Consider the following 14,190-nt stretch of genomic DNA (forward strand, 5'->3'; position numbering starts at 1 on the left):
AAATAACTGAGCATTTTCTATTTACAAGCAAGAATGAGAGGTCTATAATTAATTTAAGAGTTATGGTACACCTAAAAATTAAATTATATAAACCTGATGTTTTATAGATGGAAGAAGGATAATTATGGTAGAAGAGAACAAAGAGAAAGAACATTTATTGGATTATGCAAATGGTCCAAGCTTGGAAGAAATCAATAATACTGTTGAGGTACCGAAAAATGCCAGCTTTTGGCGGACATTATTAGCTTATAGTGGACCAGGAGCCTTAGTTGCCGTTGGTTATATGGATCCCGGCAATTGGATCACATCGATTGCAGGTGGTGCGGAATATAAGTATGCACTATTAAGTGTCATTTTGTTATCAAGCTTGATTGCTATGCTACTTCAAGGGATGGCGGCTAAATTAGGAATCGTGACAGGTCGAGATTTAGCACAAGCAACAAGAGAACATACTAGTAAGAAAACAGGTTTTGTTTTGTGGATCATTACAGAACTTGCGATCATGGCAACAGATATTGCCGAAGTAATTGGTGGAGCAGTTGCCTTACAGTTACTGTTTGGGTTTCCATTATTGATCGGGGTTTTGATTACAACTTTTGATGTGTTATTATTACTCCTTTTAACAAAAATGGGCTTTAGAAAAATTGAAGCGATCGTTGCTTGTTTAATTGCTGTTATCTTTTTTGTTTTTGCTTATGAAGTAGCACTTGCTGATCCCAATATTGGTGAGGTAATGCGAGGATTTATTCCGGATATAAGAATTGCCACTGATAAATCAATGTTGTTTTTAGCGCTAGGGATTGTAGGGGCGACTGTAATGCCTCATAACTTATACTTACATTCATCTATTGCTCAAGCTAGAAAATTCGATCGCAATGATGATAAAGAAAAAGCAAAAGCCATTCGGTTTACGATTTGGGATTCAAATATTCAATTGACGATCGCATTTATTGTAAACTGTTTATTGCTGATTTTAGGTGGAGCATTATTTTATGGAACCAATAGTGATTTAGGAAAATTTGTCGATTTATTTGATGCATTGAAGAATCCAGATATCGTTGGAAACATCGCCAGTCCTGTATTAAGTATTTTATTTGCGATTGCGTTGCTTGCTTCTGGTCAAAATTCTACAATTACAGGAACACTTTCCGGACAAATCGTGATGGAAGGTTTTATCCATTTAAGAATGCCTCTATGGATGCGTCGCGTTGTGACTCGTTTGATTGCAATCGTGCCGGTTATCGTCTGTGTAATTATTTACGGTGGCAGCGAGTCAGCAGTTGAAGACTTATTGTTATATACACAAGTATTTTTAAGTATTGCCTTACCAGTATCGATCATTCCATTGACCTTGTACACTAGTGATAAAAAAATCATGGGCAGGTTTGCCAATCCAACCTGGGTCAAAGTGTTGGCCTGGATCATTGCAATCGTTTTGACCGCCTTGAATTTGTTTTTGATTTACGGAACATTAACTGGTGTGAATGCTTAAAAAAATGAAAAGAAAGTAATTCATCTGTGAATTGCTTTCTTTTTGCGTAAGATATAATAGAAGTTGATAGAATTCAAACTATAGAAATGGTAAAATGAAAAAGACTAAAATTTTGAAATGAGGGCTTTAAGTGACTGAATATTTAAATGTTGGGAAAATCGTCAATACCCAAGGCTTAAAAGGGGAAGTTCGTGTGATTTCTCAAACAGATTTTCCGGAGTTACGTTATAAAAAAGGAACAGTCTTGACGTTATTTCAAGAGAAAAAGGCGCCGATCGAATTAACGATCCAATCTCATCGGAAGCATAAAAATTTTGACATCGTGACGTTTGAAAATCATTCTTCTATTAACGATGTTGAAAAATATCGTGATGGTATTTTGAAAGTATCAAAAGAAAAATTAACTGACCTACCAGAAAATGAATTTTACTATCATCAAATCATTGGGTTGACTGTTGTTGATGAGCATGATAAAGAATTGGGCAAAATCAAAGAAATCCTTTCACCAGGAGCAAACGATGTTTGGGTCGTTCAGCGACCAAAGAAAAAAGATGCCTTAATTCCTTATATTGAATCAGTTGTTAAGTCAATCGATTTAGAGAATAATGTGGTTCATGTAGAAATTCCAGAAGGTTTGATTGACGATGAAGATTGATGTGTTAACGTTATTTCCTAGAATGTTCGAAGGACCACTAGGTGAATCGATCATCGGAAAAGCCGTAGAGAAAAATCTATTGGAAATCAATATCTCAAACTTTAGGGATCATGCAGACAATAAACACCAGTCCGTAGATGATTATCCTTATGGTGGCGGAGCAGGTATGTTGCTAAAGGTTCAGCCAATTTATGATAACTTGCGCAGAATTGAAGAAGCCGCACCAGAAACAAAAAAAAGAGTGATTTTGCTTGATCCAGCTGGTAAGCAGTTTGACCAAAAAATGGCGGAAGAGTTTTCGGAAGAAGAGCATTTGGTGTTTATCTGCGGTCATTATGAAGGATACGATGAACGGATTCGTTCGCTTGTGACAGATGAAGTTTCATTAGGGGATTATGTATTAACTGGTGGAGAATTGGGTGCAATGGTGATGATTGACGCGACGGTACGCTTACTGCCAGATGTTTTAGGCAATAAACTGTCTGCTCAAACGGATTCTCATTCAACAGGTTTACTAGAGCATCCACAGTATACCCGTCCTGCTGAATTTAATGGAATGAGTGTACCAGCAGTTTTAACGAATGGTAACCATAAATTAATCGATGAGTGGCAACAAAAAGAATCATTGAGAAGAACCTTAGAGCGTCGCTCAGACATGCTTGAAAAAGTAGTATTAACTGAGCAACAAGAAAAGTGGTTGGAAGAGCTACGTAACGAAAAAAAGGAAGGTAACTAAGTTTATCTTTTAAAAAGGAGGAACATTGATGGTGATATCTGCTAAAGTAATAGATCAAACAAATTGGGATCGAAAAGAACATTTTGATTTTTTCTCGAGGGATGAGGGTTCACCTCTATACGATATTACGACACAAATCGATGTGACTCATTTTTATCATTACGTAAAAGAGAACCAATTGTCCTTTTATTATGCCTTGATTTATGCTACAACTAAAGTGATGAATGGTATTGAAAATTTTCGTTACAAGATACGTGGAGCAGATGTAGTTCTAATCGAGCGTTTGATTCCCAGCTTTACTGATTTAAAAACAGATAGTGAGTTATTTCATATTGTGACGCTTGATTTTGAAGGTGATTTGAAACAATTTTCTGATGAGGCGAAGCGGGTAAGCCATACCCAAAAAGCTTATTTTCCAAATACAGATTACCAGTCAGATACAATGATTCAATTTTCCTGCTTGCCTTGGTTTTCTTTTACTAATTTAGGGAATGAGCTGAGCTTGGATCGAAACGATGGGATTCCCAAAGTAACATGGGGAAAATTTGTAAAGCAAGATGATCGGATTTTATTGCCTTATTCAGTTCAGGTAAATCATCGGCTTGTCGATGGCCTTCATTTAGGTAAGCTGATCAATCAGCTGCAAACCTATTTAGACAGTTTAGAAACCCACCCTACTATTTAATAGATGGCAAGAAAAATTCCTTTACAGCCTACAAGAGCTATGTTAAACTATTTTAGTGAGTGCAAAGCGCTCAACTATTACGATATTCCGCTGTGGCAGTAGCCATAAGAATGTTTGGAATGAGGAGAAAAAAGAATGAATCCATTAATTCAAGAATTAACACAAGAACAATTACGTACGGATATCCCTGCATTTCGTCCTGGAGACACTGTTCGCGTTCATGCGAAAGTAGTCGAAGGAACTCGCGAACGTATCCAATTATTTGAAGGAGTTGTTATCGGACGCCGCGGCACTGGTATCAGCGAAACTTATACAGTACGTAAAATTTCTAATGGTGTTGGTGTGGAACGTACATTCCCATTACACACACCACGTGTTGCTCAAATCGAAGTAGTTCGTTATGGTAAAGTTCGTCGTGCGAAACTTTATTACTTACGTGCATTACATGGTAAAGCAGCTCGTATTAAAGAAATTAGAAGATAAGTGTTTCTTAGATTGCCCGAGTAAGAAAAAAGTGCGAAAGTCCTTGATATCAAGGGCTTTTTCTTTTGGTTTTGTTTAAGAAAATCGTGCGTATTTTCTGTGATTGTCCTTGATTATCCCATCTTGACTACCTGTGTTGTCAGAAAACAGGTGGAAAGCATAGGGAAAGTTGACGACAAAAAGGATTCCAAAAATACCAAAACGATGGCTCTATTTAGTAGATTAGAGGATGAGTCTACTAAATACAGAGAAAAGCCTGTGCAGCTAGTACAGGTGTAAAGTGGACAAACCAAAGCACTTTTTTGGATAAATATCAATAAAGTAGACACAAAAAGAGCAAGTACTTAGTGAGAATCAAAGTATTTATCCTCCATTTCATTTGGTGTAAGCATATCTAAGGTTCCATGAGGGCGCTGCGAGTTGTAGAATCCCTCAATATATTCAAAGCAAGCAAGATGGACTTCTTGAAGAGAAGAAAAGGTTCTTCTGTTGAGTTCTTCTTTCTTCATGTATTTGAAGAAAGCTTCTGTTACAGCGTTGTCCCAAGGATAACCAGGTTTCGATAAGGATTGGACAATAGAATGATTTTCTAAAAACTTTCTGAATTCAAATGAAGTATATTGGGAACCTTGATCAGTGTGAAAAAGAACAGAAGCCGTAGGCTTTCTGACTTGAATTGCTTTTTCAATTGTTGTAATAGCTAAAGTAGTATCTATCTTTTTACTGACAGTCCAAGCAATGACTTTTCTAGAAAATAAATCTAAAATCACGCAAAGATAAACAAACGATTTTTTCCCAATAGGAATATAAGAAAAGTCGCTGGTCCACACTTGGTTTGGTGCAGGTGGGTTAAATGCTTGCTTCAAATGATTTGGGCGCTTCAAAGAAACCTGACCTGTAGTCGGTTTAAAGACAGGTTTTACTGTAGACATTTTAGGTAAGTTCATGGTGCTCATTAGTCGATAAACGCGACCAATACTAATAGAAATGCCATAGTCACGTATAAGCATACGTCTTACTTTTGCAGGGCCTATTCGTTTTTTAGAGAGTATATAGATTTCTAAGATCGTCTTTCTTAACTGTTGATTTTCTGCTGTTCTAGGGGCAATTTTTCCAGAAAAACGTTTGTAGTAAGTCGAACGATTAACCTTAAGAACCCTGCAAAGCGTAACAACAGAGTGTTCATGACGTAAAATACGAATCGCATTTAGTCGTTCGTTGAGTGTGGCGTGAATATGGCAATCGCTTTTTTTAAGATTAAATTTTCTTCTTCTAGCTGAAGGTTTCGTTTCTGTAATTGCTTGATCTGTCGAGCCGTGAGGATCGTATCATCATCAATTTGGACTTCAGAATATTGCTTCACCCAGCGAGCCACAGAGGAGAGGGCGATTCCATATTCACTAGCTAAAGCATTTTGTGATTTACCGCCTTGATAGAGTTTTACGATTGATTTTTTAAACTCTTCGTCAAATTTTCGTGGAGATTTACGTTTGTCTACCATAATCAAAATTCCTTTCTTAAAAGATGTCTAATTAATTAATAGTATAGCAAAAAAAATGTCTACTTTATTAGCATATATGCACCTAATATCGACGTTAAAAGTTTAGACACTGGACATTGGATTCAAGAAGAAAAATTTGAAGAGCTCAATCAAATGATTTTAGAATGGCTAGAAAAATGAGTGAAGACCTATTTTTTAGGAATCAAATAGAATTTATCGATTGGTTAACGATCCATCATCAAAGTGTTAGTGAAATTTAGGTAGTCTTTTTTAAGAAAAAAACGAATAAAGTAAGTCTTACTTGGCCCGAGTCAGTGGATTGTGCACTATCTTTTGGTTGGGTTGATGGCTGCGGAAAACAGTTGATGAAGATCGCTATAAAATTCGCTTTACCCCACGTAAGCCGAATAGTGTCAAGAGTAAGGTTAATGTGCAAAAGGTGTATAAACTGATAGCGCTCAATCAAATGAGGCCTGAGGGATTGGTTGTTTTCAATCAAATAAAGGACCAAACAGGTTATTCTCTAGTCCATAGGAATGTTCCTCTAATGAAAGAATATGAGGATGAAATCAGAAAAAATCCAACTTCTTGGGAATTTTTTAATCAGCTTTCACTTTCTTATAAAAGAGATTCTATTTGGTGGGTGATGGATGCTAAAAAAGAAGAAACTAGACGAAGAAGATTGAATCGATTAATTGTTTCATGGGAAGAAGGGAAAAGGTTAAGACCTTAGATTACGGCAGTGTAGCAGAGAGCGTTGCTAATGAATGAGAAAATGTTGGTTGGATGTACCTACAAATAGGTGATACTCTAAAAAATAGAAGACTGAAAATCCTTTTTGCGATTTTCGGTCTTCTATTTTATATACCCAAGCTCACTTAAAACTAACCTCAACAGTTGGTAGAAGTTGATTAACATCTGATACTTTTTAATTATATCTATGGTATAACATTGCTGAAACACTTTTAATAAAATATAAACATCAATCACTGTATCAGAGGAGTGACGCGGCAGTTGAGTAATAAACCGACTAAAAAGAGATTAAAATGAGAACGATCTACATTTTATTAACGCGCTCTAAAACCTATATCTCAAGATTAATTCAACTAGCAACATCAGATGACTATACTCATGTTTCGATTGCATTTGATGAATGTTATCACAATTCTATAGTTTTGAACGTAAGCAGCTGAATTTTCCATTACCTGCAGGACTTATTCAAGAAAGTTTGACCAACTGCTTTTTTGATTATCATAAAGACACACCATGCGCTCTCTATGAGCTAAAAGTGTCAAAAGTAGTCTATCAACAAGCTAAGCAAGAAGTGCAACGCATGGTAACTGAAAAGCAAAAGTATCGTTATAGCATTATTGGATTAATCTGTTGTAAGTTTGCAATTCCATATCAACGAGAAAAGTATTACTTTTATTCTCAATTTGTAGCTGAAATTTTAGAAAAAAGTCAGGCACTTGAGTTACCAAAGCCAGCAGAGTTGATCAGACCAGCAGATTATATGGAGTTAGTTACAGGAGATTGCTTGTTCACTGGGAAAGTGGGCGAGCTTGCTGCTAGTGTTAGTACCTTGTAGATTCATATTAACTATTGAAAAACTAATGGACAGAGTGAATCCGTACCTGTTCAAAGCAATGAATAAAATTACGTGTACCACTTTCAAAATTATTTGTGATTTTCAACTATGGCTTTCTTCAAAATGTAGAGCTGCCCCAACAAGATTTGCATCGTTTTTGAAACGGCAAATTTTTATATTAGGCAATGACAAGGGTTGATTGAAGGTTTTATAAAGACTTCTGTAAAGGTTGAGTTTACTCGTTTGATTTGTGGTTAATGCATCTATCTGTTTGTTCAACAGTGGTAAAAGATCGGGGTTATTACTGATTCCACCGCCAATACCGATAATGTCAGGTTTGAAAGCTTCGTTTAAAAATAACAAGATCTCAGCAAGAGCAGTATACATTCGCTCAATTTCTTGGATAGCAATGGCATTCCCTTGTTTAGCTAATTCAAAAACATCTTTTCCTTCAATAGTTTGAGGTAACTTAAAACTTTTTAGGGAAACTGTTCGTCCAATATGAACAGGCGAAACTTTTGCGTTATTGATAGTTTTAATTGTATCAGCGATGAATTTTTCAAAATTGTTAATTTTGTCAGTAGTATTTTTAATAATCTTACCGTCTTCAACAACAGAGAGCCCGATACCAGAGCCAATAATGGTAAATAATGCGTGTTGATGCTCTTTTCCAATTCCTAGTGTCATTTCAGCGAGGGCTGCACTGTTTGCATCATTTTGCAACGAGACTGGCAAGTGTAACGTTTGCGAAAATTCATTTTGAAATTCACACAGATGTAAAAAGGGAACATAACTTAAGCCACGTACAATCCCAGATAGTTCATCGGGCTCTCCAGGGCAGCTGACAGCGATTCCTTTAATTAAAAACTCTGGGTAGGCACTGTCACATAGTTCTTGTACAGAACTATAGAAATTTTTGCGAGTCAAAGGTGTTGGGAAGCTAGCTTGGTGATACAGTTTCTCGTTGTACCAAATCCCATGTTTGACAGCGGAGCCGCCTATATCTAGCGCTAAAATAGCCTGATTATGTTGAGTCATTGGCTGAAATCCTTTCTAATAGCTGTTTTTCAGTTTGTTTGTTATTAATTCAACTGTTTATCTGCCATTTTAGTGCTTTTCTTATAGAAATACAAGTTACGGGTAAAATGTTATCAACTGAGATCAATTCTTAATAGCGATCGCTTCAATTTCAATCAACGCTTTTGGATGAAATAGCCCGCTAACTTCTACTATTGTGTCAGCTGGAAATGGTGATGAAAAATATTTTTCCCGCAAGTCTACAATTGTTTGGAAGTTCGTCAGATCTGTTAAGAATATTGTCACTTTTCAAAACATGATCAAGAGAAGAGTTTCCAGCTTTTAAAACAGTTCTTAGATTAGTGAAAGCTTGCTCTGCTTGGGCTGTAAAATCACCAGAGTGGAGTAAATTACCAAATTTATTGATGCTTGTTTGTCCTGAAATGAATAGTAAATTATCTAGGGAAATTCCTTGAGAGAGATTAAAAGGTGCATAAGGATATGGGAAAATTTCAATGGATTTAAACTTTTTTTTCATGTTTAGTACCTGCTTTCTTCTATACATTTTTGCAAAGAAATGCTGAAATTTCCAAGTGTTTTAGCTAATTCTAATTGGTGACAGACTATTTCTTTGCTATAATTATCATATCGTCAGTCTAACAAAAAGAAAATATCGTACTTTTTTGTGCGTGACTTACTTTAAAGTAAGGGAGGATTTACCAATGTCAAAAATACCGCAAGAAGGTTTTTTTCTATTGCAAGATGTGATTAAAGGGAAATGGAAAAGCCCGATACTTCAATATCTAGATACAGGTAGTAAACGACCAAAAGAATTGCTAGATTTATGCGCTGGAATTTCTACAAAAGTAATGAATGAGCAACTTACGCAATTAAAGGAAGATGGTTTGATCGAACGAATTGTTTTTCCAGAAGAAGTTCCTGTAAAAGTCGAATATTCTTTAACAGTTTATGGAAAACAATTCATCCCATTATTACATCAACTGTGTGAACTTGGAGAAGCACATGCTAAAAAGCATGATTTAGCGATTAAAGAGACGAATTATTCTTAAGCTGTACTTAATTGCAAGCACAATAAACATGACTTACTAGGTAGCATGGAAGGAGTGTCAACATGAATATAAAAAAAGTTAGTGAATTAAGTGGTGTGTCCGCGGATACAATCAGGTATTATGAACGAATTGGTTTGATTCCACCAGTGAAACGGACTGTGAGTGGGATTCGGGATTTTGACGAAGAAGACCTACGCTGGATTGTTTTTAGTCGGCAGATGAGAAATGCTGGTTTGTCTATTGAATCTATGGTGAATTATATAAACCTATTCCAAGTAGGAGATGAAACAGTTCCAGTACGTAAAGAAATTATTGCAGCGCAAATTAAAATGTTAAAAGAAAAGGCTTCTGAATTAAATACAGCGATTGATAGATTGGAGTTTAAGTTAGCCAATTATGACGAGCACATGATTCCAGCAGAAAATTCTTTACGTGCCTTTAATCTAAATAAATGAACAAAATCAATAACTTCTGAATGTTGATGATATCTAAAAATAGCTTTTAGAGTCGATCGGCATTTGGAAGTTTTTTAGCTATTAAAGAAAATGCTTGACTTAGAGTGCACTTTAAGAGATAAACTGTGGTCAGATTAAAGAAAAACAATCATTTTAAGGAGGAAATAGAATGGATTATGTAAAATTTGGTAACACTGGAATGGACGTTTCAAGATTGTGTTTAGGTGCGATGGGTTTTGGAGATCCTAATAGTGGATTCCATGAATGGGTCTTAGAAGAGGCAGAGAGTATGAAAGTCATTAAAAAAGCGCTTGATTTGGGCATTAATTTTTTTGATACAGCGAATGTCTATTCTTACGGTGCAAGTGAGCGTATTCTTGGAAAAGCACTCAATCAATATGCAAATCGTGATGAAATCGTTGTTGCCACCAAATTGTTTACAACGATGAAAAAAAATGTGCCAAATAGCGGGGGACTTTCAAGGAAAGAGATTTTTCATCAAATCGATGTGAGCTTAGAACGATTAGGCATGGACTATGTTGATTTATACATCATTCATCGCTGGGATTACAAGACACCGATCGAAGAAACGATGGAAGCTTTGCATGACCTGGTGAGATCTGGAAAAGTTCGCTATATTGGTGCTTCAGCGATGTTTGCATGGCAATTTTCGAAAGCACAGGCCGTGGCTGATAAACATGGCTGGACCAAATTTGTTTCTATGCAAAATCATTTGAACCTGTTATACCGTGAAGAAGAAAGAGAAATGCTGCCGTTGTGTGAGGATCAAAAAATTGCTGTTACACCATACAGTCCATTAGCTTCTGGTCGCTTAACTCGAGATTGGAGTGCTCAGACAAAACGTTTTGAATTAGATAAAATGGCGATGTCAAAATATGACACAACAGCGGATCAAGATCACATTATTGTTGCAAGAGTTGCCGAAATTGCAGAGAGACGTGGTGTAGAACGCGTACAAGTAGCTCTAGCTTGGTTGCTCCAAAAAGAAGCGGTCGTTGCACCTATTATTGGCGCAACAAAAGAAAGTCATTTGACTAATGCAATTCCAGCCCTAGATTTAGTTTTAACAGAGGCAGAGGTGGAATTTTTAGAAGAGCCTTATGTTCCGCACAAGGTCGTTGGACACCAATAAGTGTTTAAAAAATAGCAGTCGGAGGGATAAGCAATGTCAAAGTTCGAAGAAGTTAAAGAGGGTGTGATTTTTCCGATAGGAGAAAAAAATGTAGCTTATGCTGATTATTTTAGAGGTCAAAGCTACTTGAAAAACTTAGTAGCAGATCCAAAAATAAATGTTGGAGTAGGCAATGTAACGTTTGAACCTGGTTGTCGCAACAATTGGCATATTCATCATGACGGCTTTCAATTGCTGTTAGTAACAGGTGGTGAAGGCTGGTACCAAGAAGAAGGGAAACCAGCCCAATTTTTGACAGCTGGTGATGTTATTATTATCCATGACGGTATTAAACACTGGCATGGCGCTGCAGTCGATAGTTGGTTTGAACATCTAGCAATCACAGCTGGGACACCAGAATGGTTAGAACCAGTTTCAGATGAAAGCTATCATCAGTTGAAAAAATGAATAAACGATGGGAGTCCTATTTCATGAAAAAACAAACAGCAGGCAGAGATCAACTTGGAGCGTTTGCACCAAAATTTGCTGAATTAAATGATGACCTACTATTTGGTGAAATCTGGTCTAGAGAAGAGCAACTTTCACCTCGTGACCGTAGTTTGATCACTTGTTCAAGTTTATTAACCCAAGGTATGCCGCAACTAGAAGCACACATGAAGATGGCGAAACAAAATGGTGTGACCAAAGATGAAATGGTCGAGTTGATCACTCATCTGGCTTTTTATACCGGGTGGCCCAAAGCATGGTCAGCATTTTCATTGGCCAAAGAAATTTTTGGAGAATAGCTAAACAGAGCGGAATGCTAGATTCTAAAAGCATTTCGTTTTTTTTGTTGAGTTAGAAGTCCTTATTTCTAAAGCCTATAAATTTTAGTGTTATAGCGCCTAGAAAATAGGAAGCCGGCTACTTTGTATCGTGATTCAAAGCAATTTATAGTAGCAGGAAACGTAATTTTTTTGAGTTATATCCTAGCATCATCTGCTAATTTTTTATTAAATTTATTAAAAAAGAACGGAATGAATAGATACAATCAAGTTAAAATAGTAAAGTAGAGAAAAGAGCAAACAACTGATAAGTGAAGAACTACTGTTATTTAGCTGAAAGAAAGTGAGATACCATGAAAAAAAGAGCAATATTGATTATCCATGGGTTTGGCGGTAATGAAAAAGAAATTCTCTATTTGCACGATTACTTAAAACAGAATAATCTTGATTCATTTTGGATCCAACTAACCGGACATGATGGAAATAAAGAAAATTTTTCAAAAGTAACTTCAGATCAATGGTTGGCAGATGTTGAGCAAAAACTAGATGAACTTGAGCAAATCTATACTCAGATTACTTGTGTTGGATTTTCAATGGGAGGGTTACTGACGATCCAGGCATCAGAACGAGCATCAATCGATCAATTGGTTTTGTGTAGCACACCGATTTATCTTTATAACGCTAACGTCATTAGCCAAGATCTCATAAAGGGATTAGTGTTTAAAAAACAGGAAAAATTAGATTATTATTTTGATTCTGCAAAATCGATTTCTATTCACTCATGTGTTCAATTCTTATCCTTACTTCAAAAAACAAAGAAAAAAATAAAGAAAGAACACCCATCTGAATTAAAGAAAAAAGTACTTATTCTGCAAAATAGACAAGATGAAACGACTCACTACAAGAGTGCTTATTATTTAGCCAAAAATATTAACGCACAGGTTGTTTTAAAAATATACGAGAACGGCAGACATCAGCTATTTTTAGGTGGAAATAAAAAACGTGCAGTAGAAGATATCAAGGAGTTTATCCTAAACTAAATAATCGAAACCACGACATCCTCATTGGCTAGGTATCAAATCTAGTATGAGGATATTTTTGTTTTTTTATGAATAAATAAGTATAAAAATACAGAATAAGAAGTGGCTATTCTAGCTATTCCGGTGAAACGTTTCTATTAAAAACGAATTATTTCTAGATACCTATTGACATTATTTAACGCTATACCAAGAAAGAAAACGCTTGCTTTTAATATAATTAAGGAATATAATCATTTTTGTAGAAACGTTTCACTAAATAATATTGAGGAGTGGAAGTATGAAATCATGGAAAAAGCTTTGCTTACTTGGAACAACTTTATTCGCAACTGTAGGTGTAATGGCAGCATGTTCTTCGGGAAATAAAGAAAGCGCTTCGGATGAATTGACATTTTGGTATATGGGTGATGGCGATCAAGGAATCAAGCCAATTGTTGACGAATTTACAAAAGAATCAGGAATCAAAGTTAAGATTCAAAGTATTCCATGGTCCACTTCAAGAGATAAATTACTCACAGCAGTGGCTTCTAAAGAAGGTCCTGATGTTGTTCAAATGGGTACGACATATATGAGTGAATTTGTTGATGCTGGAGCGTTAATGGATATTACAGAAGATGTTCAAAAAAGTGACGTCATGAAATCAGATAATTTCTTTGATGGTTCTGTGGCGACAACAACATTTAGAAAAAAAACTTATGCAGTGCCTTGGTATACAGAAACTCGTGGACTCTATTATAGAAAAGATTTATTGGGAAGTGTTGGCTATAAAGAAGCCCCTAAAACTTGGGATGAGTTAGCTGATGCAGCTAAAAAATTAGCTGCTCGCGGCGATAATAAATATGGTTTTGGTGTAGAACTGAAAGAGCCAACATTCGGTTTTATGTTTGCTCGTCAAAACGGTTCAGAATTATTTGACAAAGATGATAAGCCGTTATTTAATCAACCAGAAATGGTGGATGCTTTAAAATTTTTAGACAAGTTAGTACAAGACGGTTCGGCTCCTAAAACGGATTTAGGTTTAGAAATCGGCCAAAGCTTTGGTGGCGAAGGTGTTGTACCAATGTTTATCAGTGGTCCATGGATGATCAATAGCATCAAAGATTCAGCACCAGATATCGATGGCAAATGGGGGGTAGCTGAACTACCGAAGGGACCTATCAACAATATGTCCGTAACTGGGGGAGCCAATTTAGCGGTCTTTAATAGTTCTAAGAAAAAAGAAGATGCAATGAAATTGATCGAATATCTTTCAAAACCTGAAAATCAAACGAAGTTCTTTGAAAGCACAAATTCACTTCCAACCAATAAAGAATCGTGGAATTCTGATGTGTTCAAAAACGATCCACTGATTTCGGTATTTGGAAAACAATTAAATGAGTCACAACCTATGCCATTATTAAAACAATGGGATGAAATTTCGCAAAACTTTATGAAACAATGGGAGCAAGTCGTAGTAAGTGGCAAAAATCTTCAAGAGGCAATGGATGAACTAAACGAACAAACGGAAAGCTTGATTAAATAAGTGTGAGGAGCAAAAGGAGTAAAGGTATAGAA

Annotated in this window: 18 protein-coding genes; 14 read left to right on the top strand and 4 right to left on the bottom strand. The window is 36.1% G+C overall.

Annotated features, from left to right (window positions below; all coding sequences use genetic code 11):
* Positions 1-124: 124 nt before the first annotated feature.
* The 5 genes from A5866_RS01865 to rplS all read left to right on the top strand — a co-directional run bounded on the left by A5866_RS01865 (position 125) and on the right by rplS (position 4,051).
* Positions 125-1,492, top strand: coding sequence for an Nramp family divalent metal transporter (locus A5866_RS01865; protein ID WP_086281875.1), 1,368 nt, complete (start codon positions 125-127; stop codon positions 1,490-1,492).
* Positions 1,493-1,622: 130 nt separating this feature from the next.
* The gene (gene rimM / locus A5866_RS01870; protein ID WP_086281874.1) at positions 1,623-2,147 is read left to right on the top strand and encodes a ribosome maturation factor RimM; all 525 of its coding nucleotides are present in this window, start codon (positions 1,623-1,625) and stop codon (positions 2,145-2,147) included.
* A complete protein-coding gene (gene trmD / locus A5866_RS01875) occupies positions 2,137-2,883 on the top strand; it encodes a tRNA (guanosine(37)-N1)-methyltransferase TrmD (RefSeq protein WP_086444536.1) in 747 nt (248 codons plus the stop codon). The genes rimM and trmD overlap by 11 nt, the downstream gene beginning before the upstream one ends.
* 28 nt (positions 2,884-2,911) lie before the next feature.
* The gene (locus A5866_RS01880) at positions 2,912-3,568 is read left to right on the top strand and encodes a chloramphenicol acetyltransferase (RefSeq protein ID WP_086444535.1); all 657 of its coding nucleotides are present in this window, start codon (positions 2,912-2,914) and stop codon (positions 3,566-3,568) included.
* A gap of 135 nt (positions 3,569-3,703) precedes the next feature.
* Complete coding sequence (gene rplS, locus A5866_RS01885; protein WP_010772344.1) at positions 3,704-4,051, top strand: 50S ribosomal protein L19; 348 nt, start codon at positions 3,704-3,706, stop codon at positions 4,049-4,051.
* 344 nt (positions 4,052-4,395) lie between these two features.
* Here the strand turns inward: rplS and A5866_RS01890 are convergent.
* Positions 4,396-5,552, bottom strand: a protein-coding gene (locus tag A5866_RS01890; protein ID WP_339099742.1) for an IS3 family transposase whose coding sequence is annotated in 2 segments (ribosomal slippage) — positions 4,396-5,294 and positions 5,294-5,552 — 1,158 coding nt in all. Because the reading frame shifts where the segments join, the coding sequence is not laid out codon by codon here.
* A 547-nt stretch (positions 5,553-6,099) separates the two neighbouring features.
* On the opposite strand from A5866_RS01890, the gene A5866_RS01895 reads away from it, so the two are divergent.
* Together A5866_RS01895 and A5866_RS01900 are read left to right on the top strand one after the other, a co-directional pair.
* Positions 6,100-6,285, top strand: coding sequence for a YdeI/OmpD-associated family protein (locus A5866_RS01895; protein ID WP_254907557.1), 186 nt, complete (start codon positions 6,100-6,102; stop codon positions 6,283-6,285).
* A gap of 555 nt (positions 6,286-6,840) precedes the next feature.
* Positions 6,841-7,140, top strand: a complete 300-nt coding sequence (locus A5866_RS01900) for a hypothetical protein (protein WP_217871565.1) — start codon at positions 6,841-6,843, stop codon at positions 7,138-7,140.
* A 102-nt stretch (positions 7,141-7,242) separates the two neighbouring features.
* Here the strand turns inward: A5866_RS01900 and A5866_RS01905 are convergent, their stop codons facing one another.
* The 3 genes from A5866_RS01905 to A5866_RS01910 form a co-directional block, all read right to left on the bottom strand.
* Complete coding sequence (locus tag A5866_RS01905; protein ID WP_086444533.1) at positions 7,243-8,178, bottom strand: ROK family protein; 936 nt, start codon at positions 8,176-8,178, stop codon at positions 7,243-7,245.
* Positions 8,179-8,301: 123 nt separating this feature from the next.
* A complete protein-coding gene (locus A5866_RS17040) occupies positions 8,302-8,415 on the bottom strand; it encodes a hypothetical protein (RefSeq protein ID WP_422389668.1) in 114 nt (37 codons plus the stop codon).
* Positions 8,378-8,695, bottom strand: coding sequence for a RidA family protein (locus tag A5866_RS01910; protein WP_217871563.1), 318 nt, complete (start codon positions 8,693-8,695; stop codon positions 8,378-8,380). The genes A5866_RS17040 and A5866_RS01910 overlap by 38 nt, the downstream gene beginning before the upstream one ends.
* Positions 8,696-8,879: 184 nt before the next feature.
* Between A5866_RS01910 and A5866_RS01915 the strand changes: the two genes are divergently transcribed.
* The 7 genes from A5866_RS01915 (at position 8,880) to A5866_RS01945 (ending at position 14,158) form a co-directional block, all read left to right on the top strand.
* Positions 8,880-9,227: a winged helix-turn-helix transcriptional regulator gene (locus A5866_RS01915; protein ID WP_086444532.1), complete on the top strand. Its 348-nt coding sequence runs from the start codon at positions 8,880-8,882 to the stop codon at positions 9,225-9,227.
* A 62-nt stretch (positions 9,228-9,289) separates the two neighbouring features.
* Positions 9,290-9,682 (top strand): MerR family transcriptional regulator, encoded by a 393-nt coding sequence (locus A5866_RS01920; protein WP_086279594.1) that lies wholly within the window; start codon positions 9,290-9,292, stop codon positions 9,680-9,682.
* 169 nt (positions 9,683-9,851) lie between these two features.
* The gene (locus A5866_RS01925) at positions 9,852-10,835 is read left to right on the top strand and encodes an aldo/keto reductase (RefSeq protein WP_086444531.1); all 984 of its coding nucleotides are present in this window, start codon (positions 9,852-9,854) and stop codon (positions 10,833-10,835) included.
* Positions 10,836-10,868: 33 nt separating this feature from the next.
* Positions 10,869-11,282 (top strand): cupin domain-containing protein, encoded by a 414-nt coding sequence (locus A5866_RS01930; RefSeq protein ID WP_086444530.1) that lies wholly within the window; start codon positions 10,869-10,871, stop codon positions 11,280-11,282.
* 23 nt (positions 11,283-11,305) lie between these two features.
* Complete coding sequence (locus A5866_RS01935; RefSeq protein ID WP_086279591.1) at positions 11,306-11,620, top strand: carboxymuconolactone decarboxylase family protein; 315 nt, start codon at positions 11,306-11,308, stop codon at positions 11,618-11,620.
* A 332-nt stretch (positions 11,621-11,952) separates the two neighbouring features.
* A complete protein-coding gene (locus tag A5866_RS01940) occupies positions 11,953-12,639 on the top strand; it encodes an alpha/beta hydrolase (protein ID WP_086444529.1) in 687 nt (228 codons plus the stop codon).
* 277 nt (positions 12,640-12,916) lie between these two features.
* The gene (locus A5866_RS01945) at positions 12,917-14,158 is read left to right on the top strand and encodes a sugar ABC transporter substrate-binding protein (protein ID WP_086444528.1); all 1,242 of its coding nucleotides are present in this window, start codon (positions 12,917-12,919) and stop codon (positions 14,156-14,158) included.
* The last annotated feature ends 32 nt before the right edge of the window (positions 14,159-14,190 follow it).

Origin of the sequence: Enterococcus sp. 12C11_DIV0727, assembly GCF_002148425.2 — a bacterium.
GTDB classification, from domain to species: Bacteria; Bacillota; Bacilli; order Lactobacillales; family Enterococcaceae; genus Enterococcus_L; species Enterococcus_L lemimoniae.

Excerpts from the sequence above, each read along its gene's own strand:
- A5866_RS01880 (WP_086444535.1), top strand. The coding sequence starts at position 2,912 with ATGGTGATATCTGCTAAAGTAATAGATCAAACAAATTGGGATCGAAAA.
- A5866_RS01930 (WP_086444530.1), top strand. The coding sequence starts at position 10,869 with ATGTCAAAGTTCGAAGAAGTTAAAGAGGGTGTGATTTTTCCGATAGGA.
- rplS (WP_010772344.1), top strand. The coding sequence starts at position 3,704 with ATGAATCCATTAATTCAAGAATTAACACAAGAACAATTACGTACGGAT.
- A5866_RS01865 (WP_086281875.1), top strand. The coding sequence starts at position 125 with ATGGTAGAAGAGAACAAAGAGAAAGAACATTTATTGGATTATGCAAAT.
- A5866_RS01940 (WP_086444529.1), top strand. The coding sequence starts at position 11,953 with ATGAAAAAAAGAGCAATATTGATTATCCATGGGTTTGGCGGTAATGAA.
- A5866_RS01935 (WP_086279591.1), top strand. The coding sequence starts at position 11,306 with ATGAAAAAACAAACAGCAGGCAGAGATCAACTTGGAGCGTTTGCACCA.
- A5866_RS01905 (WP_086444533.1), bottom strand. The coding sequence starts at position 8,178 with ATGACTCAACATAATCAGGCTATTTTAGCGCTAGATATAGGCGGCTCC.
- A5866_RS01945 (WP_086444528.1), top strand. The coding sequence starts at position 12,917 with ATGAAATCATGGAAAAAGCTTTGCTTACTTGGAACAACTTTATTCGCA.
- A5866_RS01910 (WP_217871563.1), bottom strand. The coding sequence starts at position 8,695 with ATGAAAAAAAAGTTTAAATCCATTGAAATTTTCCCATATCCTTATGCA.
- A5866_RS01925 (WP_086444531.1), top strand. The coding sequence starts at position 9,852 with ATGGATTATGTAAAATTTGGTAACACTGGAATGGACGTTTCAAGATTG.
- A5866_RS01915 (WP_086444532.1), top strand. The coding sequence starts at position 8,880 with ATGTCAAAAATACCGCAAGAAGGTTTTTTTCTATTGCAAGATGTGATT.
- A5866_RS01895 (WP_254907557.1), top strand. The coding sequence starts at position 6,100 with ATGAAAGAATATGAGGATGAAATCAGAAAAAATCCAACTTCTTGGGAA.
- A5866_RS01920 (WP_086279594.1), top strand. The coding sequence starts at position 9,290 with ATGAATATAAAAAAAGTTAGTGAATTAAGTGGTGTGTCCGCGGATACA.
- trmD (WP_086444536.1), top strand. The coding sequence starts at position 2,137 with ATGAAGATTGATGTGTTAACGTTATTTCCTAGAATGTTCGAAGGACCA.